Origin of the sequence: Proteus sp. G2673 (assembly GCF_009915125.1) — a bacterium.
In the GTDB taxonomy this organism is placed as follows: Bacteria; Pseudomonadota; Gammaproteobacteria; order Enterobacterales; family Enterobacteriaceae; genus Proteus; species Proteus penneri.
In genome coordinates this window covers 13268-37841 of record NZ_JAABLT010000018.1, presented here as the reverse complement: position 1 = coordinate 37841, position 24574 = coordinate 13268, and the positions used below count along the sequence as shown (strand labels likewise).

The 24574-nt window shown below is 39.6% G+C and carries 21 protein-coding genes and 4 tRNA genes; 5 read left to right on the top strand and 20 right to left on the bottom strand.

Going from position 1 to position 24574, the window contains the following annotated elements; translation table 11 throughout:
- Position 1 precedes the first annotated feature (1 nt).
- Positions 2 to 1222: a protoheme IX biogenesis protein HemY gene (gene hemY / locus GWI59_RS08745; RefSeq protein WP_161706224.1), complete on the top strand. Its 1221-nt coding sequence runs from the start codon at positions 2 to 4 to the stop codon at positions 1220 to 1222.
- A gap of 82 nt (positions 1223 to 1304) precedes the next feature.
- Here the strand turns inward: hemY and GWI59_RS08740 are convergent, their stop codons facing one another.
- The 19 genes from GWI59_RS08740 to trxA all read right to left on the bottom strand — a co-directional run bounded on the left by GWI59_RS08740 (position 1305) and on the right by trxA (position 18643).
- Positions 1305 to 1622, bottom strand: coding sequence for a hypothetical protein (locus GWI59_RS08740; protein WP_109399694.1), 318 nt, complete (start codon positions 1620 to 1622; stop codon positions 1305 to 1307).
- Between the two features lie 893 nt (positions 1623 to 2515).
- Positions 2516 to 2592 (bottom strand) — tRNA-Pro (locus tag GWI59_RS08735).
- Between the two features lie 28 nt (positions 2593 to 2620).
- Positions 2621 to 2707 (bottom strand) — tRNA-Leu (locus GWI59_RS08730).
- Between the two features lie 22 nt (positions 2708 to 2729).
- Positions 2730 to 2805 (bottom strand) — tRNA-His (locus GWI59_RS08725).
- 64 nt (positions 2806 to 2869) lie between these two features.
- A tRNA-Arg gene (locus GWI59_RS08720) sits at positions 2870 to 2946 on the bottom strand.
- A 227-nt stretch (positions 2947 to 3173) separates the two neighbouring features.
- Positions 3174 to 3911 carry a lipopolysaccharide N-acetylmannosaminouronosyltransferase gene (gene wecG, locus GWI59_RS08715; RefSeq protein WP_072064606.1) on the bottom strand — a complete coding sequence of 246 codons (738 nt, stop codon included), beginning with the start codon at positions 3909 to 3911 and terminating at the stop codon, positions 3174 to 3176.
- Positions 3911 to 5278, bottom strand: a complete 1368-nt coding sequence (wzyE, locus tag GWI59_RS08710; RefSeq protein WP_006535820.1) for an ECA oligosaccharide polymerase — start codon at positions 5276 to 5278, stop codon at positions 3911 to 3913. The genes wecG and wzyE overlap by 1 nt, the downstream gene beginning before the upstream one ends.
- Entirely contained in the window at positions 5275 to 6360 is a 1086-nt protein-coding gene (locus tag GWI59_RS08705; RefSeq protein ID WP_161724482.1) for a TDP-N-acetylfucosamine:lipid II N-acetylfucosaminyltransferase, read from the bottom strand. The genes wzyE and GWI59_RS08705 overlap by 4 nt, the downstream gene beginning before the upstream one ends.
- A complete protein-coding gene (gene wzxE, locus GWI59_RS08700) occupies positions 6357 to 7613 on the bottom strand; it encodes a lipid III flippase WzxE (protein WP_109847972.1) in 1257 nt (418 codons plus the stop codon). Before wzxE ends, GWI59_RS08705 begins: the two co-directional genes overlap by 4 nt.
- A gap of 2 nt (positions 7614 to 7615) precedes the next feature.
- Complete coding sequence (gene rffA / locus GWI59_RS08695) at positions 7616 to 8746, bottom strand: dTDP-4-amino-4,6-dideoxygalactose transaminase (RefSeq protein ID WP_072064610.1); 1131 nt, start codon at positions 8744 to 8746, stop codon at positions 7616 to 7618.
- 1 nt (position 8747) lies between these two features.
- Entirely contained in the window at positions 8748 to 9461 is a 714-nt protein-coding gene (gene rffC, locus GWI59_RS08690; protein ID WP_006535826.1) for a dTDP-4-amino-4,6-dideoxy-D-galactose acyltransferase, read from the bottom strand.
- Positions 9439 to 10320 carry a glucose-1-phosphate thymidylyltransferase RfbA gene (gene rfbA, locus GWI59_RS08685; protein ID WP_072064612.1) on the bottom strand — a complete coding sequence of 294 codons (882 nt, stop codon included), beginning with the start codon at positions 10318 to 10320 and terminating at the stop codon, positions 9439 to 9441. The genes rffC and rfbA overlap by 23 nt, the downstream gene beginning before the upstream one ends.
- A gap of 19 nt (positions 10321 to 10339) precedes the next feature.
- Complete coding sequence (rffG, locus tag GWI59_RS08680) at positions 10340 to 11407, bottom strand: dTDP-glucose 4,6-dehydratase (RefSeq protein WP_109399716.1); 1068 nt, start codon at positions 11405 to 11407, stop codon at positions 10340 to 10342.
- Positions 11404 to 12666 (bottom strand): UDP-N-acetyl-D-mannosamine dehydrogenase, encoded by a 1263-nt coding sequence (gene wecC / locus GWI59_RS08675; RefSeq protein ID WP_109399701.1) that lies wholly within the window; start codon positions 12664 to 12666, stop codon positions 11404 to 11406. The genes rffG and wecC overlap by 4 nt, the downstream gene beginning before the upstream one ends.
- Positions 12663 to 13793: a non-hydrolyzing UDP-N-acetylglucosamine 2-epimerase gene (gene wecB, locus GWI59_RS08670; RefSeq protein ID WP_006535832.1), complete on the bottom strand. Its 1131-nt coding sequence runs from the start codon at positions 13791 to 13793 to the stop codon at positions 12663 to 12665. Before wecB ends, wecC begins: the two co-directional genes overlap by 4 nt.
- Before the next feature lie 119 nt (positions 13794 to 13912).
- Complete coding sequence (gene wzzE, locus GWI59_RS08665) at positions 13913 to 14980, bottom strand: ECA polysaccharide chain length modulation protein (protein WP_109399702.1); 1068 nt, start codon at positions 14978 to 14980, stop codon at positions 13913 to 13915.
- A 24-nt stretch (positions 14981 to 15004) separates the two neighbouring features.
- The gene (gene wecA / locus GWI59_RS08660; RefSeq protein WP_072064615.1) at positions 15005 to 16093 is read right to left on the bottom strand and encodes a UDP-N-acetylglucosamine--undecaprenyl-phosphate N-acetylglucosaminephosphotransferase; all 1089 of its coding nucleotides are present in this window, start codon (positions 16091 to 16093) and stop codon (positions 15005 to 15007) included.
- A gap of 398 nt (positions 16094 to 16491) precedes the next feature.
- Positions 16492 to 17751, bottom strand: coding sequence for a transcription termination factor Rho (rho, locus tag GWI59_RS08655; protein ID WP_023583649.1), 1260 nt, complete (start codon positions 17749 to 17751; stop codon positions 16492 to 16494).
- Positions 17752 to 18316: 565 nt separating this feature from the next.
- Positions 18317 to 18643: a thioredoxin TrxA gene (trxA, locus tag GWI59_RS08650; RefSeq protein ID WP_006535838.1), complete on the bottom strand. Its 327-nt coding sequence runs from the start codon at positions 18641 to 18643 to the stop codon at positions 18317 to 18319.
- A 119-nt stretch (positions 18644 to 18762) separates the two neighbouring features.
- Between trxA and rhlB the strand changes: the two genes are divergently transcribed.
- Complete coding sequence (gene rhlB / locus GWI59_RS08645) at positions 18763 to 20067, top strand: ATP-dependent RNA helicase RhlB (protein WP_072064616.1); 1305 nt, start codon at positions 18763 to 18765, stop codon at positions 20065 to 20067.
- Positions 20068 to 20070: 3 nt separating this feature from the next.
- Complete coding sequence (gppA, locus tag GWI59_RS08640; RefSeq protein WP_109847974.1) at positions 20071 to 21579, top strand: guanosine-5'-triphosphate,3'-diphosphate diphosphatase; 1509 nt, start codon at positions 20071 to 20073, stop codon at positions 21577 to 21579.
- A gap of 75 nt (positions 21580 to 21654) precedes the next feature.
- Here gppA and rep read toward each other — a convergent pair whose 3' ends face one another.
- Positions 21655 to 23679 (bottom strand): DNA helicase Rep, encoded by a 2025-nt coding sequence (rep, locus tag GWI59_RS08635; RefSeq protein WP_161707048.1) that lies wholly within the window; start codon positions 23677 to 23679, stop codon positions 21655 to 21657.
- A gap of 172 nt (positions 23680 to 23851) precedes the next feature.
- On the opposite strand from rep, the gene GWI59_RS08630 reads away from it, so the two are divergent.
- Positions 23852 to 24100 carry a hypothetical protein gene (locus GWI59_RS08630; RefSeq protein ID WP_004253075.1) on the top strand — a complete coding sequence of 83 codons (249 nt, stop codon included), beginning with the start codon at positions 23852 to 23854 and terminating at the stop codon, positions 24098 to 24100.
- The gene (locus GWI59_RS08625; RefSeq protein ID WP_004246360.1) at positions 24101 to 24370 is read left to right on the top strand and encodes a type II toxin-antitoxin system YafQ family toxin; all 270 of its coding nucleotides are present in this window, start codon (positions 24101 to 24103) and stop codon (positions 24368 to 24370) included.
- The last annotated feature ends 204 nt before the right edge of the window (positions 24371 to 24574 follow it).

Below are 24574 nucleotides of genomic sequence, written 5' to 3'. Positions count from 1 at the left end.
TATGTTAAAAATACTGCTCCTTTTTGTGGTGCTTATTGCGGGTGTCATTTTTGGCCCACTATTGGCAGGCCATCAAGGTTATGTGCTTATACAAACTGATGATTGGGATATTGAAACCAGTGTAACCAGCTTGGTCATTATGTTTGTTTTGCTACAATTAGCACTACTACTGATTGGTTGGAGTTATCGCCGCTTTATTGGTACAGGCTCAAAAGCCTATAGTTGGTTTTCTTTCCGTAAACGTAATCGTGCGCGCAAACAAACCAGTATGGCATTAATGAAATTAGCGGAAGGTGATTTTAAAGAAGTTGAAAAACTGATGAGTCGCAACGCAGACTATGCTGAACAGCCAGTTGTAAACTACCTATTAGCAGCAGAAGCAGCACAACAGCGCGGTGATGAATTCCGAGTTCAGCAACACCTTGAACGCGCAGCTGAGCTTGCCGATACCAATCAACTTCCAGTTGATATTACACGGGTGCGTATTTTATTGGCGCAAAATGAAAATCATGCGGCGCGTACTGGCGTTGATGAATTATTAAATCAAGCACCTCGCCATCCTGAGGTTTTACGTTTAGCTGAAACGGCTTATACCCGAACCGCTGCTTGGCAAGCATTGCTTGATATCATTCCTTCCATGCAAAAAATTGCATTACACACGGATGATGAACTCGCTCAATTACGCCAAAAAGCCTACATTGGCATTATGGGGCAGAAAATGTCCGAAAATGGCTGTGATGGACTGAAAAATTGGTGGAAAGCGCAGCCTCGTAAAGTGCATCACGATAATGCATTACGTGTTGTTTTAGCTGAACACCTTATTGAATGCAACGATCCTGATAGCGCTCAAACGATCATCTTAGACGGCATTAAACGCCAATATGACGAGCGTTTGATCCTACTATTACCTCGTTTAAAAAATACAGATGCCAGTGTGATTTTGAAAGTACTCAATTCATTAATTAAACAGCATGGGCCAACACCATTACTCAATAGCACATTAGGTCAGATAGCAATGCAACAAGGGCAATGGGGTCAAGCTGAAGAGGCTTTTCGTAATGCATTAAAACAACGCCCTGATGTTCATGATTTTGCGTGGCTTGCTGATGCATTAGATAAACAGAAAAAATCTGAAGAGTCGGCGAAAGTGCGTAAAGATGCTTTATTAATGACACTGAAAAAAGACTCTGTCATTTTTGAAGAGCCTAAAAAAAGTAAATAAACACATTCGATGAGAACGTGATCATAAATCGTTTAATTAACTGATCTAAAAACCCTCTTTATTGAGGGTTTTTTTATGTGATTTAAAAGCCTCGTTGAAATAACAACACCACTTCTACACATAGAGTCAAAAACACATACACCCAAGCGATACGATAAAAGCGAGTGGGTATTCCCTTCTCATTTTCTTGCTTAAATGCCAAATAATGTTTTTTCGCTTGATAAAACACGACGATATAAATCAGTGCGATCCCCTGACAAAGAAAAACCACATATTTAGCCCATGATTTGCCACCTATAATGAGCATGATAAGAGGGATCAAAAAAAACAATAATGGGCCAAACTTCTCTATAAGAAAGAGTTTTTCTTGTGCAAGATATGCTTTTTGCTTATTTATCATATTGATGCTATCCCCAATCTCCCCTTGCACTGGATAATAGCGTGTTAATGCAGTGAATACAAAATGGATGTGTGGTTGGTATATAAAAAAACGCCTGTATAAAACTATACAGGCGCATAAATATACAATCAGGTCTACAGACGGATGGTGCCTCACTCAACGTTTCGTCCTGTTGATGATGAATGATGTTCATCGTTAACGTGGACGTAGGCACCGAATAATCGGCTCTGCATCATTCCTAGGTTTATGAAGTCATATGCTGTCATAAGGAGTGGAATGAGCATCTACAATATACATAAAGCATTTAGCGTGCCAATTTTTCATTTTTTATTAAAAATATCCCCTATCCCTAAAAAAGTAAGGTAACTTATTGAATTCTAGTTTTCCTTTCTGACTCTACTCATTTTCAATGATAAATAAGCGACGACCTGTACTTCCAACACGCTATTGCTAAGTAGAAAAAGAAAATATAGTGTCTGATATACGTCTCTTTTTCACGACAAGAAAAACACAACCAATATTTAACCCTATAAAATCAATGTATTACATGTCTCCTATTGGAGACACCCAAAGTAGCGAGTGTTGGCATTTGCCGACAAATAAAATAAAAGACTTATATTTCATATAATTACTATCTATTATTTTATGTATTTAATTCATCTTTTTTTGAAGATTAAAATTCAGCAATAAATTAAATTATTAATAACTCTTAAGTGATAAGAACGATATTTCTGTTAAAAGCATCATTTTAGTTTTCTTATCTGAAACACATAACACGAAATAAAAAACATAAATTGTAGATGTAGATGTAGATGTAGAAAAAGTATGGCGGGTTTTAAAAAGCTAAATCGTAGATACGAAAAAGCCTCGATATAATCGAGGCTTTTTCTTATTGGTCGGCGAGAGAGGATTCGAACCTCCGACCCACTGGTCCCAAACCAGTTGCGCTACCAGGCTGCGCTACTCGCCGTCTGCATCACTGCTCTTATCTTGTTTATTGGTGCGAAGGGGGGGACTTGAACCCCCACGTCCGTTAGGACACTAACACCTGAAGCTAGCGCGTCTACCAATTCCGCCACCCTCGCATAAACAATAACTAAGATAAGATGGGGTGGCTAATGGGACTCGAACCCACGACAACTGGAATCACAATCCAGGGCTCTACCAACTGAGCTATAGCCACCATAACAGCTATCTTATTACTTCTTACAACAACGTTCTTCACCGTAACTCTTAGCACGCTTTAATGGCGCGCCCGACAGGATTCGAACCTGAGACCTCTGCCTCCGGAGGGCAGCGCTCTATCCAGCTGAGCTACGGGCGCTTCACGCCGTTGCGGGAGAGGATAGTACGGATTTACGCTCTGTCTGTCTAGTGCTTTTTGAAAAAAAAAGTTTGTTTGACGATAGTTTGTGCATTTCGTCGATAAATGGAGCGCTTTTACACACTAAACGCCCCGTCAGTATAATAATTAAACAACCAAGATGCTAGATAAAAGCATGAATAAATTATTTAATCAGCTCCGTCTAACAAAAAAAGACGCTATTACGACTACAATTTATTGGAATAATAATACCCGACGAATTTTAGTAGCTTAAATTGACGCTTAATTCGGCTTGGTTGTGATAACAAACGATATAACCATTCTAAGCCAAGGTTCTGCCATGCTTTCGGTGCTCTTTTAACATGACCTGTAAATACGTCATAAGTTCCGCCAACGCCCATATATAAAGCATCAGGATAAATTTCACGACATGCACGAATAAATAGCTCTTGCTTCGGTGATCCCATGGCAATAGTCACTATCTTCGCACCAGAGGCCTTTATACGCTCAAATAACGCCTCTCTATCTTGTGGTGTGAAGTAACCGTTCTGACTCCCCACAATATTTACGTTCCACTGTGCTTTAAGCTTATTTTCGGTTTGAGAAAGAATTTCAGGTTTACCACCAACAAGAAAGACTGGCGTTCCCTCTTTACCCGCCCTTTCCATTAATGCTTCCCATAAATCTGCACCTGCAATACGAGAAACATTTGCATCAGGATACTTGCGACGAATACCTCGCACGACACTGATACCGTCGGCATAAAGATAATCCGCTTCATTGAGTAGCTCATTGAGTGCAAAGTCTGTTTCTGCTGTGAGAATTTTTTCTGCATTAATGGCAATCAAAGAGCCACTTTTTATTTGTGCTCCTTCATAGAGATAATCCAGAAAATGAGCCATATCGCGAAATCCCCAGATATTATGTCCGCGGATTGAATACTTCGGAATTGAATTGGATCCCATTACTTTTCCTTTTTCTCTAAACAACGAAGTTCACTTTGTATTTGGCGGGTTACGTAATTACGCACTAATCCCGCACTTTCAAATAGCCAATAAAGCAGTTTGGCGGCCACCAAACATAAACCAAAAATTAAACAGAAAAACACAACGCGAGAAACGAAAGAATCAACACCTTCCCGCGCCAAAACAATCATATTAAAAATAGCCCCAAAGCAGAACGCTTGCAAAATAGCCGATTTATAACGATTGCTTTCATTGAGCCCTTGCTGATATAGCCAATCAAACCACTTAATAATCAGTCCTACAACAATTGCACCTAATGGGATAAAGGCAATGCCTCCCATTACAACTAATGAGCCAATTAAGGTCGGTGAAATGGCGAGCCCTGCATGGTAATTAAGTACTTCCCATGTAAAGTAATTTGCCGAGTTCAGCACAACGTCAGGGCGTTCTGGCCATACCCAAGAAGGAATAAAGACATAGAAATCACGAATGATTGGTGCAAGCCCTTGAAACTCAATCTTGTCATAATTATTCAGTAACAAAGCTAGATTTTCCCAAGGAGAGAACGTATCGCGAGTGAGATACAAGAACGTATAGAATGCCTCGGCACCACTGACATCAAGCCCATAACGTTTTAATGCCAGCCAAAACATGCCAACAATACTCATCACTCCTGCTGCAACCAGCATCCACAAGGTTATCCAGCCGCGAACAATACCGATAAACAAAAACAGCGCGAAAGCGATGATGATATTAGCGCGGGTTCCTCCCACGATAATGTAAGTTAAGATCCCAAAACCCACCGTTGCACAAAGGAAGAAGATCCAGCGCTGTTGAGTCGGTTTTAAGAAATAGACCACCAGCATGGCGGGAATAAAGAAATAGAAAAAGCGCTTAAGCGCCACACCCGATACTTGGCTTGAAAAAATTTGGCTATATGTTTTGAGCTTAAAAAGTAAAAAACCATTTTGTAGGAAGAAAATACCCACAGTTACAAAGGCAATTAATGCCAATAAAATCCAAGTGAGGTTGGTTTCTACTCTATTCATCGTAAATAACGGCCTAGAAGGGCCGTCAACCGATTTTCTCAGTCTTACCTTATAAGTTACATAATAAATGGCATAGAAGCTGGTAGAGGCTAATAGCGCGTATAATAATGAGTCAACGGGTACAACTGCGACATCAAATTGGAATACCAACATACAAGTTAGTGGAAAGCCAAAATAGAAAGTCAGCAGATAGAGCATTGAGAAAAAAACATTAAAATTAAAACGAACTCGACGAAACTCTTGATAAGTCAGTAATAAAATAAAACTTAAAGAGATAAAATAAACAAGTGTTAAGCCACCCAGTTCCGCCAATGTCATTGCGGCTCTCCTGTACTCATCTCAATTAACGCTTTCCAACCGTCCGTAAAATTAGGCGCAAAGAAGGCAATATTTTGGCGATCAAGTGTCAACAATTGACGTTTAGCCTCTTCAATTAGCGCAACATCTAATTTATCACCTGAGAAAAAGACGGGAACATTCTGTTCTGTTAAATCTTGCCAAAACGGGTTTTGACGGCTAATAACAAAAGGGATCGCAAATTGAATAAGCAGACAAAGGGTGCCAATACCTTGTTGTCGATGAAAAATAAAATAACCTAAATCACATGTTTTCAATAACGCTAGATAATCATCAAATACCAATTTATCACGTAATATTTCAACCTGATTATAGGGAAGCAACTGGCTAGCGGCTTGAGCGACTTCATCAATATAAACGTGATTATTTTCAGGATATCCCATTGGAATAATCACTTTTGCACGTGTTCCATATTGCTCTGCAATTGCCTGTAACGCTTCAATGTGGCGATTCGAGCTATCCCCTGAATTACCCACAATAATGGTAAGTTGTTTTTCATCAATAGGCGTTTTTTCTGTCACCGTAAGCGCAGGATCCATTCTTGTTGGGAAATAGAGTAAATTGGCAGGAATATTAACGTTAAATTGCGCGAAGTAGTTAAGATCACCTCGTGTACCAAATACTCGCCCCACGCGTTTTTGAGCGAGTTTACGAAGAAGATAGAAAAGTCTAAATTTTAGCTGTTTAGAATCCTGATACAAATCAGCACCCCAAATATGCCACCAAAATTGATGACGTTTAATTTTACCTGTTAATAATGCCAACCAAATAGGTGCATTAAACTGGCCTAAAAAAAGGAATCGTTGGTGAGTATCGGCTTTTGCCAATGTGACCACTCTCTGTGCAACCTGCTTTTTATCGACTAAACACTCAATATCTAAAGCTGGGTAGCTTTCTTGCAGTGAAGTATTTTTACTGGCAACGATAAAACGAGGTTTATACATTAACCCCGCCTCAGTCACGAGGTGGTCGTTAAAAAAACGTAACATTGTGTTGTTATGATGCACAATGTCTGAACCTAGTACGTAAATCAAAGTTGTCATTTGCGCCTGCAATAAATCACGAAAACGGAACTACAGAGAAGGAAGTAAATAATGTACGTTGCCATATAGGCTTGAGCGGCACCTAGTGCGCCATGTTCAGGAATAAGCCAACGCGAAAATAGCGTTAATAAGGCAAATTGACTGACTTCTGTAAGGATATAAAAACGCAGTGCCGCTTTTGCAATGATGAGATAACCAAAGACATAAGCGCCTACCTTTAAAACATCACCGACAAGTTGCCATGCGAATAAATCACGCATAGCGACAAATTTATCTGAAAACAGTAACCAAATCGCGAAATCACGTAATAACCACACCATAAAACTCGCAACCGCTACCACGGGTAATACAAACTTCAGTGACTTAACAATCTCTTTGGTAATATCACTCTTTTGCGTTAATCGGGAGAGTGTTGGCAGTAAATAAACTGAGAACGATGCGGTAATAAACTGCAAATAAGCATCTGAAATACTGGTCACCCCTTGCCAAATCCCTACGTCTTCCCAACTATAGTGCTCAGCAAGTAAATTACGCATCATGATATAAGCGACGGGTAATGTAATCGAGGTCAGTATTGCCATAATGGTAAACTTACCAAGATGACTTGCTATCGCTTTATCCCAATGAGGTTTAAGTTCACTGAAAGCGAAGCGTTTACGCTTGACTACTAAAAATGTAGCAGGAAATAAAATAAGTGCTGGAACTAATGCTAATCCAATCAATGCACCGTGATAACCCGCAAACAAATAGCACAAATAATAAGCAACAACACCAATAATGCTACCTGCAATCACAGATAAGGCATTACCTGCTGCGTCACGATAACCTTTTAATATGGCAAGAAAATAGTTGCTATATGCTATCCCCATTTGAATAAAAGCAACGGCTCTTACAATATCCTGATATTGATGATAATTATCACCAAATAACACTTGGCTAATGGGGGCAGAAAAAAGAAGAAATAAAATAGCCAATAGTGTGGAAAATAGCAAAATCATGGATGATGAAGTACCCAACACTTTTTTACGTTGAATATCATCATCTTGATATTGTGCGATTAATTTCGTCACACCATTAAAAATGCCCGCACCAGACAAGACGCCGAGTACGGTAATTAATTGACGAAAGTTACCCGCTAACCCGACTCCTGTTGGACCAAAAGAGACTGCAAGTAACTTAACGACAAGCAGACCAGCCCCGATTTTTATCAGGGTTGATCCCGCTGTCCAAATTGATGCTTTGGCTAATGACATAATTAAGCAAAGAAATCGCGAATATGGCCAATAACAGTCTGCTGCTCTTCTTCTGTCATATTGTAGAACATAGGTAAACGCACTAAACGCTCACTTTCTTGTGTAGTGAAAATATCTTCACCATCAAAACGACCAAATTTCATACCTGCTGGACTGGTATGTAGTGACACATAGTGGAATACCGTTAAAACACCATGCGCTTTCATATAGTCATTAAACGCACTACGTTGCTCAATATCTTTCAGTTTGATATAGAACATATGCGCATTGTGTTCTAACCCTTCAGGAACGATTGGAAGCGCCAATAAGCCTTTTTCCGCTAATGGCGTTAATGCATCATAGTAAATCTGCCAAAATGCTAAACGACGCTCATTAATTTTTTCGGCTTCTTCAAGTTGAGCCCACAGGTAGGCTGCTTGTAAATCTGACATTAAGTAGCTAGAACCAATATCACGCCAAGTATATTTATCTACCTGGCCACGGAAAAATTGACTACGGTTAGTGCCTTTTTCACGAATAACTTCTGCGCGATTGATTAAATCAGGATCGTTAATTAACGTTGCCCCACCCTCACCGCCTGATGAGTAATTTTTAGTTTCATGGAAACTATAACAACCAATATGACCAATCGTACCAAGAGCCTTACCCTTGTAAGTTGACATAACACCTTGTGCCGCATCTTCAATCACGAACAGGTTATGTCTTTTCGCAATCGCCATAATGGTATCCATTTCACAGGCAACACCTGCATAATGAACAGGCACGATAGCACGAGTTTTTTCTGTAATCGCCGCTTCAATTTTTGTTTCATCGATATTCATGGTATCTGGACGGATATCAACAAAAACAATCGTTGCTCCACGTAATACAAACGCATTAGAGGTCGAAACAAAGGTAAAACTCGGCATAATGACTTCATCGCCTGGCTTGATATCTAATAAGATAGCAGCCATTTCAAGCGATGCAGTACAAGATGGCGTTAACAGCGTTTTATGACAATGAAATTGTTCTTCTAACCACTTTTCACATTTTTTTGTGAAATTGCCATCGCCACAGAGCTTGCCACTTTCCATGGCCTGTTTCATATATTCTAATTCGGTGCCGACAACGGGTGGTTTATTAAACGGAATCATATTATCCCCTGTATAACCAATAAGTGGTGCTCTCTATTAAGCCCCCACTGTGTGTGTATAAACGCGAAGCTGCAATATTGCTGATTTGTGTTGCAACATATAGGGTTGAAATACCTTGCTGTTGACACCAAAACTTCGCGGCCGACATCAGTTGTTTACCAATGCCTTGTCCTGTTCTATTGGGCATTACCGCAAGTAATCCCACTCTTGCTTCACTTTCAGATAGACGACGTAAAGTGACAAAACCACTCATGTTATTGTCAATATCATAAGTCAGTAAGCAGATATCATCGAACGTGCCTAGTACGGCTTTTTTAACCCATAATGCATAAAAACGACTGCTATCACCTTCTTGATACCAAGGTGTTCTAAAACGGCTTTGTACAAAAGCTTCTGAGGCTGTTGCCATCAATAAATCGATATCATCTTCATTGGCTTTTCTAAAACAGCATTCAGGCGCATTCTTACAAGCATTTTCTATGCCAATTGAAAGTTTAAAATCAATTTCACCTTCCGCAAATTGAAAACCTAATTGGCTGAGTTTATCGATGAGAGAAAGCTCATGAGATGCGATTTTAGCTTGAACCACAGCAAAAGCATCAAGCTGTTCGCCTGTTAACACGGGCGCTTGTATATCAAACTCAAGGCGCCCTGTTTTGAGGGAGAAAAATTCACTTTCCCACTCAAGATAATTAATATTGGCGAGGACGGACATGTAATAAATCCAATAGATAGCGACCATAACCCGTTTTAGACAGCGATTTTGCACTTTCTCTTACTTGGTCATCATTGAGCCATCCATTGCGCCAAGCAATCTCTTCAAGACACGCCACTTTAAATCCTTGGCGCTTTTCAACGGTTTGAACGAAAGTACTGGCCTCAATTAAACTGTCGTGAGTGCCAGTATCTAACCATGCAAAACCACGCCCTAACAGTTCAACATTAAGCTCACCACACTCAAGATACATCTGATTAATCGACGTAATTTCTAGTTCACCACGAATAGAGGGTTTTACTTTTTTAGCAAAATCCACCACACGGTTATCGTAGAAATAAAGTCCTGTTACAGCCCAATTAGATTTAGGTTGTTCTGGTTTTTCTTCAATCGACAGTACTTTGAAATCATCATCAAATTCAACAACACCAAATCGTTCAGGATCCATGACTTGATAACCAAAAACTGTTGCTCCCCGTTCACGTTGAGCAACTTGTTTTAGTTTTGGACTAAACCCTTGACCAAAATAGATATTATCGCCTAACACTAAACAGCAATGATCATCGCCAATAAATTCTTCACCTAAAATAAACGCTTGAGCTAAGCCATCTGGCGATGGCTGTATTTTATATTGAAGATGAACACCAAATGCAGAGCCATCCCCCAATAAGCGCTGAAATGAAGTCATATCATCGGGTGTTGTGATGATCAAAATATCCCGAATACCGGCAAGCATTAGAACTGAAAGCGGATAATAGATCATGGGCTTATCATAGATAGGCAATAACTGCTTCGATACCCCTTTGGTTATCGGATGCAGTCGTGTACCAGAGCCACCCGCTAGAATAATACCTTTCATCATTTATCCTTTTACTTAATCAGTTTCCAAGCCCTAGACGTTCGCCTGCATAAGAGCCATCTAACACACGTTTCCACCATGTTTCGTTATTTAAGTACCACAAAACTGTTTTACGAATGCCTGATTCAAATGTCTCTGCGGGTTTCCAGCCTAATTCAGCTTCAATTTTTGCCGCATCAATCGCATAGCGCAGGTCATGACCGGGTCTGTCTTTCACATAAGTGATGAGATCGACATATTGAGCAACACCTTCTGGTTTTGCTGGATATAACTCTTCTAATAGTGCACAAATCGTTTTAACAACATCAATATTACGGCGCTCATTATGACCACCAATATTGTAGGTTTTACCCGGTGTTGCTGTTGTTGCGACTAAATAGAGGGCGCGAGCATGATCTTCAACATAGAGCCAATCACGGATCTGCTCACCTTTACCATAAACAGGTAATGGTTTTCCTGAAATCGCATTTAGAATAATTAATGGGATTAATTTTTCAGGGAAATGATAAGGGCCATAGTTATTTGAGCAGTTCGTGATCACGGTGGGTAAACCGTAGGTGCGTAGCCAAGCTCGAACTAAATGGTCACTTGAAGCTTTCGACGCTGAATATGGGCTACTTGGTGCATAAGGTGTAGTTTCAGTAAAGAAGTCATCTGTACCTTCTAAATCGCCATACACTTCATCTGTTGAGATATGGTGGAATCGGAACGCTGTTTTCTTCCCTTCAGGCAGTGCTTGCCAAAAGCGGCGAGCCGCTTCCAATAAGGTGTAAGTCCCCACAATATTGGTTTCAATAAACGCAGCCGGACCATCGATAGAGCGGTCAACATGGCTTTCGGCCGCTAAGTGCATCACAACATCTGGCTGATATTGAGCAAATAAGCGATCAAGCTCAGCGCTATCACAGATATCGACTTGCTCAAAGGCATAGCGTTCACTGTCAGCAACAGTTGCTAATGACTCTAAATTACCAGCATAAGTCAGCTTATCCACCACAACAACGCTGTCATTGGTGTTTTCAATAATATGTCGAACAACAGCAGAGCCGATAAAACCGGCTCCACCTGTCACTAGAATGCGTTTCAACGCCATACTCCTTTAGTATCCACAATCCATTTTTGAGTCACTTTACTACCCGGGATCGCTTTAAATTGTTGGTGATCAACAAGCATTAAGACAATATCAGCATCTTTTAATGCTTGTTCTGTTGATACTAACTCTGTGATCCCTTTCAGTTTTGTTGGTAGCTCATGAATATTTGGCTCAACGGCTAATGTCGTACCACTGTGCCAATCTGCGATTTGTTTAGTGATATTCATCGCTGGGCTTTCACGTAAATCATCAATGTTAGGTTTAAAAGCTAAACCAAAGCAGGCAATCTTAATTTCGTTTGCACGTTTACCAGTTTCAGTCAGGCAATCTGCAACTGCAGCTTTAACTTGATCGATAACCCACACAGGTTTGCCATCATTGACTAAACGCGCAGTGTGAATTAAACGGGATTGTTTTGGATTTTGTGACACGATAAACCAAGGGTCAACTGCGATACAGTGTCCACCAACGCCTGGGCCTGGTTGTAAAATATTGACGCGAGGATGGCGGTTCGCCAAGCTAATTAGTTCCCACACATTAATATCTTGCTCAGCGCAGATCAGCGATAATTCGTTAGCGAATGCAATATTCACATCACGGAAGCTGTTTTCCGTTAGCTTACACATTTCTGCGGTACGCGCATTGGTGATAACACATTCACCCTCAAGGAAAATTTTGTATAACTCACTCGCACGCTCGGAGGATTTACGGTTCATTCCACCAACAACTCGGTCATTGCGAATAAGCTCAATCATAACTTGGCCTGGTAATACACGCTCAGGACAATAAGCAATATCAATATCTGCTTCTTCACCGTCTTGATGAGGAAACGTTAAATCTGGACGAGCTTCAGCTAACCACTGTGCCATTTGTTCAGTAGAACCAACAGGTGACGTCGATTCTAGAATAATAAGATCACCTTTTTTCAGTACAGGTGCGATAGAACGAGCCGCCGATTCAACATAAGCCAAATCAGGCTCATGTTCACCTTTAAACGGTGTTGGTACTGCAATAAGGAAAGCATCTGCTGGCTGTGGCGTGGTATAGGCTTTTAAATGGCCTTCTTCAACCGCTTGTTTAACGACTTTATCGAGATCAGGCTCAACAATGTGAATTTGACCTTTATTAATTGTATCAACAGCATGCTGATTAACATCAACACCAATGACGCTTTTTTTACGAGAGGCAAAAGCTGCCGCTGTAGGTAAACCAATGTAGCCGAGGCCGATAACAGAAATAGTTTCAAAACTCATAATGTCACCTGATTTTTTTTCAATGCTTCAAGAATACGTTGGCAGGCATGTCCATCACCATAAGGGTTTGTCGCCTTACTCATTTGGTGATACGCGTTTTCGTCTGTCAATAAAGAGGTTACTTCGCTAACAATACGTTTAGTATCTGTTCCCACTAAACGAACAGAGCCTGCTTCAACAGCTTCTGGGCGCTCTGTCGTGTCTCTCATTACCAGAACTGGCTTACCTAATGAAGGAGCTTCTTCTTGAATTCCACCAGAGTCGGTCAGAATAAGGTAAGCATGGTTCATTAGATAAACAAATGGGAGATAATCTTGTGGCTGTATTAGTTTAATGTTGTCAATACCGTGAAGAATACGTTGAACAGGCTCACTCACATTTGGATTTAAGTGAACAGGATAAACAACTTCAACATCAGGGTGTGCTAATGCAATTTCAGCTAAAGCTTGGCAAATCCGTTCAAAACCACCACCAAAGCTTTCTCGACGATGTCCTGTTACCAAGATCATTTTCTTGTCAGGCTGAATAAATGGATAGTGTACAGCAAGCTCATTTAAGAGTGTTTGATTGCCCATCACTCTGTCACTTACCCAAAATAACGCATCTATTACCGTATTTCCCGTGACAAAAATCTTTTTATCCGCAACCGCTTCACGTACCAAATTTAATTTTGCAGTTTCTGTTGGTGCGAAATGATACATTGCAAGATGTCCTGCAATGGTGCGGTTTGCCTCTTCAGGCCAAGGAGAGTAAAGATTGCCAGTACGTAATCCAGCTTCCACATGACCAACTGGAATTCGTTGATAAAATGCGGCTAAGCTTGCTGCCATGGTCGTTGTTGTATCACCATGTACTAAAACAACATCAGGTTGAAATGACGCTAATACTGGTTTTAACCCTTCTAAAATACGACAGGTAATATCCGTTAAATCTTGTCCTGGTTTCATAATATTGAGATCGTAATCTGGTTTGATCTCAAAAAGATTTAATACCTGATCAAGCATTTCTCGATGTTGGGCCGTAACACATACCTTCGCTTCAAACGAATCATCATTTGCTAAAGCGTGCACTAAAGGTGCCATTTTTATCGCTTCAGGGCGTGTGCCAAAAACAGTCAACACTTTCACAGTGGCTCTCTTTTTTTCATTGTTATATTGCTTATTTTTGGGAAAGCAATATGCCCTTATTCTCAAAACATCAGGTGCCGAAACACCTGATGTCTCGTTATTGTCATCAATGACAAAATTTAATTATTATTATTTTTTAATGAACTGCGTCTTACTAATGCAACACCTGCACCCACTAAAACGCCAATAGCGCCCCAAAGTACCATCATAAAGGCACGACGAGGGCTATCTCGTTTTACAGGATCTTCAGGGGTACGTAGAAAACGGTAAGTTTGGAAGTTGTCTTGTAATTTTGCGCCCACAGTAAGGGTCGCTAACATTGCCGTATTTTGATCATAATCACTATCAAAATCAGCACCTGTTGCGATTAAAGTTTCTAGCTGTGATTGCAACAGAGGAACACCTAACAGAAACAATTTAGAATCCGGTAATTCATCAATCGCAATCGAGGTCTGTTTTTGAGAAATACCTTGTTTCTCAGCCACTTTAATTGATTGCTCTAATAAGTTAATTTGGCGTTGATACGCAGATTGAGCCGCCATTTCTTGACGTTTAACTAGCGCTTTCATTGATTGAGTTCGAGTTGACCAAGCTGTTATCACTTCATCATTAAGATGGGTAGACGCTCTCTTATTAGCAAAAGCAATATACTCATTTAATAATTGGCTCGCTTCTTTTGATGTTTCTGCGATAAGTTTCAGTTGATCATTAACTAATTTTTTCTCATCGGCAGGCGTAAATTGAATATTGTTAATTAATTCATCCAATAATGCAGCATTAGCCTGTTCATCACTCTCTTTGCGCTGTTTAAAATAATCCGTTTGCAGCCAAAACTCACGACGTGTATCAAACGCAGCAACCTGAGTAATAAATTCTTGATAAGCTTCATCTGAAATAGTTAAAGCAGATGTTTGTGCGGCTGGATTAATTTGCGTATCAAGATTGCGCAAGAATTGAGATTGCGAATAATAACTACCTAAGTTATTAATCGTTGGTTTCTCTGTCATTGCGATCGCACTCCATTTAGGCTGCATCAAATAAGATGCACCCAGTGCAATCACGGCAAAAAGCAGAGCGAACCCTATAATCCAGCTTTTTCCTGACCAAAGTGCACAAAAAAGACCTCGAATATCGAGTTCATTATCTGGCTGATCACCCTGTCGGGAGGCGTTATTTTCCGAGTTCATCACGTTAAAAAACCTCTGCTTATATTAATGCTGTTGTGTTGCTCTACGTAAGCGACGCTTATGTCGTTTAATAAAACGAGCGACTCGCCACGCGCGTTTAATGCAATAACCATACATAACAAATGCAAGCAAGAATAATGCCAACATAAACCATTCAGGGACAAATGATAGGTTCTGACCGATAATACCAATCGCGGCTAATAACGCGGCTGACAGTGTAATCAGAATGAAAGCTTGGCGGGAGGTAAAACCTGCACGCATAATCAAATGGTGAATATGTTGACGGTCTGGAGAGAAAGGACTCATTCCTTTACGTAAACGACGATACATAATTGCTACCATATCCATAAGAGGTATAGCAATTATCCATAATGCAGTGACAGCTTTAACTGGGCGAGGCTGGGTTTGTGTTGATGCGACCAATAACCAAATAATAGTAAAGCCAATCAGTGTACTTCCTGCATCACCCATAAAGACTTTGAATTTTTTACCGCAGACACCTAAGTTTAAAAAGATATAAGGTAAAATTGCCGCGATAAATGAGAAGCACCAGAATGCAAGAGCGGAATTGCCACCTTGATATAATAAAATACCAAGTGCACCAAAAGAGACACAAGAAAGACCGCCTAATAACCCATCAATACCATCAACCATATTAAAGGCATTGATTGCTGCCCAAACCGCGAAAAGTGTAACAATATAACCAAAAGGCCCTAAATGCATTTCCCAAGGACCAAAAGCATGACCTAGCGTGTCGAGTTTTAAACCCGCGCCCACCATCATCACGATCCCAACAAAAGCCTGAATTGTTGCTCTAATTTTGACACTAATATCGAAGCGATCATCTAATGCGCCGATAAAAACAAGAAGTCCCGCACATGCCAGATACAATTCCTTATGAGGAATATAGATATCTGAAATATAAAATGCGAAAACAATACCAAAATAGACTGATATTCCGCCAACGAGGGGGATCAATCCATGATGTTTTTTACGATAATTCGGTTTATCCACGAGTCCTATTTTTTTTGCAATTTTACGAGCCAAGAATAAAAATGCGAAAGAAAATAAGAACACATAAAAAACGCTTGTGCTCATTTTTAGTATATCCACAGTACTGTTCTCTATAATAAATATAGCTGGTTATTTTACCCTTCCATGTGTTTTTATTCTTTTTTCCAGCCTCACCACGACGAGTTTATTCGAAACCCACCACCCTTCATCAATTATAAGTTTTCCTTAACTATTTTCATTGATGCCATCGCTATTTTTATCAATTACTAAAACATGCAATATATATACCAATATCTCACTAAAATATTGCAATCTAAATTTGGATTACATCCATAAAAAACAAAAAACGCCACAACTATTGTGGCGTTTTCATCATATCGTCATTCTTACAAAGTAAACGAGCTTAACAGCATATAAATTGAGGTGATATTACTTATTCTATAATAGAGCACACTATTTTAATTCTATTCTCAGCTCAATCACTTTGTTAATACATTTTATGAACGTTTCATAAAGTCGAAGAATTCTTCATTGGTCTTAGTCATTGCTAACTTATTAATGAGGAATTCCATTGCGTCAATTTCACCCATTGGATGAATAATTTTACGCAGGATCCACATTTTTTGTAGCTCATCTTGAGACGTCAGTAACTCTTCTTTACGTGTACCAGAACGATTATAATCAATCGCTGGGAAAACTCGTTTTTCAGCAATCTTACGAGACAGGTGTAATTCCATATTACCTGTCCCCTTAAATTCTTCGTAGATAACTTCATCCATCTTAGAACCCGTATCGACTAATGCTGTTGCAATGATAGTCAAACTACCACCTTCTTCAACATTACGAGCAGCACCGAAGAAACGTTTAGGACGATGTAATGCGTTTGCATCCACACCACCTGTTAACACTTTACCTGATGAAGGAACAACCGTGTTATAAGCACGCGCTAAACGTGTGATGGAGTCTAACAGGATGATAACGTCTTTTTTATGCTCAACTAAGCGCTTCGCTTTTTCAATCACCATTTCTGCAACTTGTACGTGGCGAGAAGCGGGCTCATCAAAAGTTGAGGCAATAACTTCACCTTTAACTAAGCGTTGCATTTCTGTCACTTCTTCTGGACGTTCATCAATCAGAAGTACCATTAATACGCAATCAGGGTAGTTATGAGCAATATTGGCTGCAATGTTTTGCAGCAACATGGTTTTACCTGCTTTTGGTGGGGCAACGATAAGACCACGTTGACCACGGCCAATTGGTGCCGCTAAGTCAAGAACACGCGCAGTTAAGTCTTCTGTTGAACCATTACCACGCTCCATGCGTAAACGATTATTAGCATGTAGAGGTGTTAAGTTTTCAAAGAGGATTTTACTACGGGCATTTTCTGGTTTATCAAAGTTAACTTCATTAACTTTTAGGAGGGCAAAATAACGTTCACCTTCTTTAGGAGGACGAATTTTCCCTGCGATGGTGTCACCAGTGCGAAGGTTAAAACGGCGAATTTGACTTGGAGAAACGTAGATATCATCGGGACCAGCAAGGTAGGAACTGTCTGCGGAACGCAGGAAGCCGAAGCCATCCTGCAATATTTCCAGCACACCGTCACCGAAAATATCTTCTCCACTTTTCGCGTGTTGCTTCAAGATAGAGAAAATAATGTCTTGCTTTCTCATTCGAGCCAGATTCTCTAGCCCCATATTTTCGCCAAGTGCTATCAGTTCTGATACCGGCGTATTTTTTAATTCGGTAAGATTCATAATGGTGGGTTCTTAATAACTCGGGGTAACTCTCGAACTATGAACGTGAATAGTATAACAGCGAATCGCTGTCAGTTTCGTCATGTGTAAAATTACAGATTATAACTTTCTAACATAAGGGTATAACTAAAATGATAATGTTAGAGAGTGTTAATACTATTAGACCAGTCTGCTTTATCCCAGAGAAGTGACATTCATTTTCGCGATAGATGAGTGTACTTTCAACTTATGGATTAGGAACATACTTTGGAAAATTTATATCCCTTGAATACTATAGATTATTCTAAGGCAACTTGACTGGTTAGATGAATTCAGATTACTTATATTAAATATCATATTAGATTAAATATCATATCATGTTATTCAATTCTATTACTTTGCACGCTTGATATTCAATATCTCAGACTTATTTAATCATGTCTAATCATATTGACAAGTAGATTCGATATATTATGTAAGTAAGTGGCGCTAACTTATCATGCTTCGAAGCGGACGTCTAGCGGTCAATAACAGAAATACTGACAAGATCTAAACGTCCTGCTTTATTTTTGATATCTAAATCAAATTAGATATTTTCGTCTAAAAACTCTTTCAGTTGAGTTTTTGACAATGCGCCTACTTTTGTCGCAGCAACTGCACCGTTTTTGAATAAAATGAGTGTAGGAATACCGCGAATACCGTATTTTGGTGCTGTCAGCGGATTTTGATCGATGTTTAACTTCGCAACTGTTAATTTACCAGCGTATTCTGTTGCAACTTCATCTAGAATAGGAGCAATCATTTTACATGGGCCACACCATTCAGCCCAGAAATCAACAAGCACAGGGCCGGTTGCATTTAATACATCAGCATCGAATTTGCTGTCAGATAAGTGAAGGATTTTATCGCTCATTGTTCTACTCCAAAGAATAATATTGACCGTACCAGTGTAACATTAAATAACAAAAGTCTGTCTGCATTTCAGCGGATAAACTTTTGTAATGCAACCTATAACTGATATTCTATTACATTATGAGCAAAACATATTTGACAGAAAAGAAGTTTTCCGACTTCGCCTTGCATCCAAAAGTGATAGAAGCCCTTGAAAAAAAAGGGTTCTCTAATTGTACACAAATTCAGGCATTGACGTTACCTATCACTGTGAAAGGTCAAGACATTGCCGGGCAAGCCCAAACAGGAACAGGAAAAACGTTGGCGTTTTTAACCTCAACGTTTCATTATCTTTTAACACACCCTACTAAAGAAGGGCATGAAACCAATCAACCTCGTGCACTTATTATGGCGCCAACACGCGAATTAGCCGTGCAGATTTATTCTGATGCTAAAGAGCTTGCGCAAAGTACAGGAATTAAAATGGGCCTCGCCTACGGTGGCGATGGCTATGACGAACAACTCAAAGTATTAAGTAATGGTGTCGATATTGTTATTGGCACAACAGGTCGTTTAATTGACTACGTTAAGCAAGGACATATTAACCTTAACGCAATCCAAGTTGTGGTACTTGATGAAGCTGACAGAATGTACGATCTCGGCTTTATTAAAGATATTCGTTGGATCTTCCGCCGTATGCCAGTTGCCGCTGAGCGTATGAATATGCTGTTCTCTGCAACGCTTTCTTACCGTGTAAGAGAACTGGCTTTTGAGCAGATGAATAATCCTGAATATGTTGAAGTTGAACCTGAACAAAAAACAGGTTTTAGCATAAAAGAAGAACTCTTTTATCCTTCAAATGAAGAGAAAATGCGTCTTCTTCAAACATTAATTGAAGAAGAATGGCCAGATCGCTGTATTATTTTCGCCAATACAAAACATCGTTGTGACGACATTTGGGCACACCTTGTCGCCGATGGACACCGCGTTGGTTTATTAACCGGTGATGTACCTCAGAAAAAACGTCTACGCATTTTAGAAGATTTTACCCAAGGTAATCTTGATATTCTGGTTGCCACTGACGTTGCCGCTAGAGGTCTTCATATTCCTTCAGTAACTCATGTTTTTAACTATGATTTACCTGATGATTGTGAAGACTATGTTCACCGTATTGGTAGAACAGGACGTGCTGGAAATAGTGGTAACTCAATCAGCCTTGCATGTGAAGAATATGCCCTGAATTTACCTGCAATTGAAACTTATATTCAACACGCTATTCCTGTGAGTAAATATAATAGTGATGCGTTATTAACTGATCTTCCTGAGCCAAAACGCCGTCACCGTCCTCGACAAGGTCAGCCTCGTCGCAATAATGCGTCAGTGCGAAATAATAGAGGAAATAATACTCAACGTAACAACCGAAATAAACGCCCGAGTCATCCATAAATTATGCTGAAATCCTCATCACTTTATGCTGCTATTGATTTAGGTTCTAACAGTTTTCATATGTTAGTCGTTCGAGAAATCGCGGGCTCTATACAAGTCCTTTCCCGCGTGAAACGTAAAGTTCGACTTGCTGCTGGCCTAAATAGTGAAAATGAATTGTCAGAGCAGGCAATGGAACGCGGTTGGCAATGTTTACGACTTTTTTCTGAATATCTACGTGATATTCCAACTGAACAAATCAGAGTCGTCGCAACAGCCACATTACGCATTGCTAAAAATGCAGATATTTTTGTCGCAAAAGCGTCTGAAATATTAGGCAATACTGTTCATGTTATTAGTGGTGAGGAAGAAGCACGCCTTATCTATCGTGGCGTTGCACATACTACAGGTGGTGCAGAGCAACGTTTAGTCGTCGATATTGGTGGTGGCAGCACAGAACTGGTGACAGGTACGGGCGCTAAAACGACGCAATTAATGAGCTTAAGTATGGGCTGTGTCACTTGGTTAGAGCGCTATTTTACTGATCGTTCTTTAACTCAAGAAAATTTTGCTAAAGCACAAGACGCAGCCAAAGCGATACTCGCCCCAGTGGCGGATAAATTAATCGAGCAAGGCTGGCAAGTGTGTGTAGGCGCCTCTGGTACTGTACAAGCGTTGCAAGAGATCATGATTGCTCAAGGTATGGATGAATTAATCACCTTACCTAAGCTTGAGCGACTCAAACACAAAGCCATTGAGTGTGGAAAACTCGAAGAGCTGGAAATTGAAGGACTTACTTTTGAACGAGCCTTAGTGTTTCCGAGTGGACTTGCTATCTTAATCGCCATATTTGAAACACTGCATATTGACAATATGATCTTAGCAGGTGGTGCATTACGAGAGGGCTTAGTCTATGGAATGTTGCATCTTCCTATTGAGCAAGATATCCGCCAACGTACTCTTCGTAATGTCCAGCGCCGGTTTCAAATTGATATTGAGCAAGCACATCGAGTTCAACAACTGGCAGAACACTTTTTTATCCAAGTCAGTAAGCATTGGCAATTAGATAATCGTTGCCGTGAGTTGCTTAATAGTGCCTGTGCATTACATGAAATTGGCCTAAGTGTCGATTTCCGCCAAGCACCTTCACATGCAAGCTATCTGATCTCTCATCTTGATTTACCAGGATACACTCCGGCCCAACGACGTCTATTAGCTTCTTTGCTAAAAAACCAAACAGGGATCATCGATCTTGCACCTCTTAATCATCAAAATGCCCTACCGATAACTCAAGCCAATCGACTAGTGCGTTTACTGCGATTAGCCATCATTTTTGCTAGTCGTCGCCGAGATGATACGCTCCCAGCATTACGATTACGCACTGTCGATGAAACACTCATTATTACATTGCCATATCAATGGCTTAATGAGCACCCGTTACGAGCTGAAAATCTCCAAGAAGAGATCCAATTACAGAGTTATGTACATTGGTCTTTAATGATTGAAGAACAAAATAGCTCTCGTATAAGCTAACTTTTTACTTATACAAAAATAAAACCCTCTTGGAGATCAATAGGCCAAGGGGGCATTTTATCTACCATTTTTATGCTATTGCGGTTTATGCCTTGCCAGCATAGCTCTTAATCCTGCAACACCTTTTTGGCCTTTCTCTTGTTTTTCCTCTGCACTTAACACTTTCTTTTTATTAGTATCCCAATTCAAATCATCTTGAGGTAACTCATAAAGAAAACGGCTTGGATCAGGTTTGATTAATTCACCGTATTGACGTCGTTCTTTACATAACGTAAACGTGAGTGTTTTTTGTGCTCGAGTAATGCCCACATAAGCAAGACGTCTTTCTTCTTCTACATTATCTTCATCAATACTACTTTGGTGTGGCAATATCCCTTCTTCCATTCCCACTAAAAATACATGAGGAAATTCAAGACCTTTAGAGGCATGTAATGTCATTAACTGAACTTGATCTAATTCTTCTTCTGTTTCTCCTCGCTCCATCATATCACGCAGGGTAAACCGGTTAACGACTTGGGAAAGCGTCATAGGTTCATGTAATTCATCACCTTCAAGCATTTCACTCATCCATAAAAATAGCTGATTAATATTTTTCATCCTCATTTCTGCTGCTTTCGCACTGCTTGAGGTTTCATATAACCAACTTTCATAATCCATTTCATGCAATAAATCACGTACAGCTAATAGTGGCTCTCGTTCTGATTTTTGTACTATACGCGACATCCATTGTGAAAATGCGTGTAATGAATTCAAGCCTCGACCTGTTAATGTTTGGCTTAACCCTAAATCAAAACAGGCATTGTATAAGCTTTTATCTCGAACTTTTGCCCACTCACCTAACTTTTGGATCGTCATGGGCCCGATTTCACGACGAGGCTTGTTCACAATACGCAAAAATGCCGCATCATCATCAGGATTAACAATGACTCGTAAATAGGCCAGAATATCTTTGATCTCTTCTCGTGAGAAAAAAGAGGTTTCACCTGAAATACGATAAGGAATGCGATTTTGCATCAAGTACTTTTCAAAAATACGAGACTGATGGTTACCACGATAAAGGATCGCATAATCCTTATAATTAGTTTTATTAATAAAGTGATGCGCAATTAATTCACCCGCAACACGTTCGGCTTCATGCTCTTCATTATTCGCCGTTAAAACGCGCAGTTCATCACCATAACCTAACTCTGAAAATAGTCGTTTTTCAAAGACATGGGGATTATTTTCAATCAAGATATTCGCTGATTTTAAAATACGTCCAGAAGAGCGATAGTTTTGCTCAAGCTTAATGACATTAAGTTGTGGAAAATCTTTTTGTAATAACACTAAATTTTGAGGTCGAGCACCACGCCAAGAATAAATGGATTGGTCATCATCACCGACAACCGTAAAGCGAGCCCTTTCACCGACCAACCATTTGACCAATTCATATTGGCTGGTATTCGTATCTTGATATTCATCCACCAGCAAATAGCGGATGCGTCTTTGCCAGCGCTCTCTGACTTCTTCATTTGTGCGCAATAATAGGGTTGGTCGGCTAATTAAGTCATCAAAGTCGAGCACGTTACAACTACGCAGATGTTGCTCATAACGTCGAAAACATTCGGCAAAAGTATGATCTTGTTGCGATCTCGCCATTCCAATTGCTTGCTCTGGCGTGAGCATATCGTTTTTCCAATTAGAAATTTGGCTCTTTAACTGAGAAAGCAAATCTTTATCTTCTTCTAATAAATCTGCGGTTAATTCTTTGAGTAGTGCAGACTGGTCTTGATCATCAAATAATGAAAATTTAGCTTTAATCCCTAACGCGTTATATTCACGTTTAATAATTTCCAACCCCAATGTATGGAACGTTGAGATCATTAATCCTTTTGCTTCTTGTCGACCTAAAGTTTGAGCGACACGCTCTTTCATTTCACGTGCTGCTTTATTGGTAAACGTCACCGCTGCAATTTGCTTTGCTGGGTATTGGCATTGACGAATAAGGTGTGCAATTTTATGAGTAATAACCCGTGTTTTTCCCGACCCTGCTCCTGCCAAGACCAAACAAGGGCCTGACACATATTCTACTGCTTTTTGTTGACCAGGATTTAATCGCATACGTTTTCCACACTTCATTAACCAAGAACATAACGGGAGACAATTGTAGCAGAAAGCGAATAGGAAAATGGTTCAGTTTTTTGAGCATTATTTCTCTAGGTAAAGGAAGTTTAACCTTGTTTAATAAAGTTTTACTTTGTATAATATTCAAACAAATATGGAGGTGTATATTATGAGTATAAAAAGCGAATTAATAGCCACTAAAGTTGATATAGAGCTCAAAGAGGCTTTTGTTGCAATAGCTCGAAATAAACACAGACCAGCCTCTCAAATCTTAAGAGATCTCATTCGAGTTTATGTGGAAAGTAATCAAACACAACCAAATGAAAAAACATTAAACACTTTTGCAAAAACAGATAAAGGTGATGATGTTTTTTATGCTGAAGATGCCCATGATTTATTCAAAAAATTGGATATCTAAATGCGAAAAGTGAGTTATTCAGGACAATTTAAAAAAGACTTAAAACTCGCAGAAAAACGAGGAAAGGATATTAATAAACTAAAAGAGATTATATTACTATTAGTGCAAGGAAAGCGACTACCTGCTCAATTGAAAGATCATCCATTAACAGGAAACTGGAAGCCTCGTCGAGATCTTCATATCGAACCTGATTGGCTACTTATTTATAAAATAGACAATGATACTGTTCATTTCGACAGAACTGGCTCACATTCTGATTTATTTAAATAAAAACCACATATCAAATTGATAGATATGTGGTTTTATCTTTTTAAGATATATTTAGCACTTATTTTTCTAAGCTATCTATTTCAAGATAATAAACTTATATTCTGTTTTATCATTTAAAATATATTAGCACTTATTTTTCTAAGCTATTTGCGTGAGAAGAAGGCGACAAAAGAGGTTATCCCAAGGAGCATACATCAGTATGTG

Coding starts and splice junctions, on each gene's coding strand:
- wzxE (WP_109847972.1), bottom strand. CDS start 7,613: ATGTCATTAGCCAAAGCATCAATTTGGACAGCGGGATCAACCCTGATA.
- GWI59_RS08740 (WP_109399694.1), bottom strand. CDS start 1,622: ATGATAAATAAGCAAAAAGCATATCTTGCACAAGAAAAACTCTTTCTT.
- wecG (WP_072064606.1), bottom strand. CDS start 3,911: ATGGGATCCAATTCAATTCCGAAGTATTCAATCCGCGGACATAATATC.
- rfbA (WP_072064612.1), bottom strand. CDS start 10,320: ATGAAAGGTATTATTCTAGCGGGTGGCTCTGGTACACGACTGCATCCG.
- GWI59_RS08630 (WP_004253075.1), top strand. CDS start 23,852: ATGAGTATAAAAAGCGAATTAATAGCCACTAAAGTTGATATAGAGCTC.
- wzzE (WP_109399702.1), bottom strand. CDS start 14,980: ATGAACTCGGAAAATAACGCCTCCCGACAGGGTGATCAGCCAGATAAT.
- wecC (WP_109399701.1), bottom strand. CDS start 12,666: ATGAGTTTTGAAACTATTTCTGTTATCGGCCTCGGCTACATTGGTTTA.
- rhlB (WP_072064616.1), top strand. CDS start 18,763: ATGAGCAAAACATATTTGACAGAAAAGAAGTTTTCCGACTTCGCCTTG.
- rep (WP_161707048.1), bottom strand. CDS start 23,679: ATGCGATTAAATCCTGGTCAACAAAAAGCAGTAGAATATGTGTCAGGC.
- rffC (WP_006535826.1), bottom strand. CDS start 9,461: ATGTCCGTCCTCGCCAATATTAATTATCTTGAGTGGGAAAGTGAATTT.
- hemY (WP_161706224.1), top strand. CDS start 2: ATGTTAAAAATACTGCTCCTTTTTGTGGTGCTTATTGCGGGTGTCATT.
- rho (WP_023583649.1), bottom strand. CDS start 17,751: ATGAATCTTACCGAATTAAAAAATACGCCGGTATCAGAACTGATAGCA.
- GWI59_RS08705 (WP_161724482.1), bottom strand. CDS start 6,360: ATGACAACTTTGATTTACGTACTAGGTTCAGACATTGTGCATCATAAC.
- trxA (WP_006535838.1), bottom strand. CDS start 18,643: ATGAGCGATAAAATCCTTCACTTATCTGACAGCAAATTCGATGCTGAT.
- rffA (WP_072064610.1), bottom strand. CDS start 8,746: ATGATTCCGTTTAATAAACCACCCGTTGTCGGCACCGAATTAGAATAT.
- gppA (WP_109847974.1), top strand. CDS start 20,071: ATGCTGAAATCCTCATCACTTTATGCTGCTATTGATTTAGGTTCTAAC.
- wzyE (WP_006535820.1), bottom strand. CDS start 5,278: ATGACATTGGCGGAACTGGGTGGCTTAACACTTGTTTATTTTATCTCT.
- GWI59_RS08625 (WP_004246360.1), top strand. CDS start 24,101: ATGCGAAAAGTGAGTTATTCAGGACAATTTAAAAAAGACTTAAAACTC.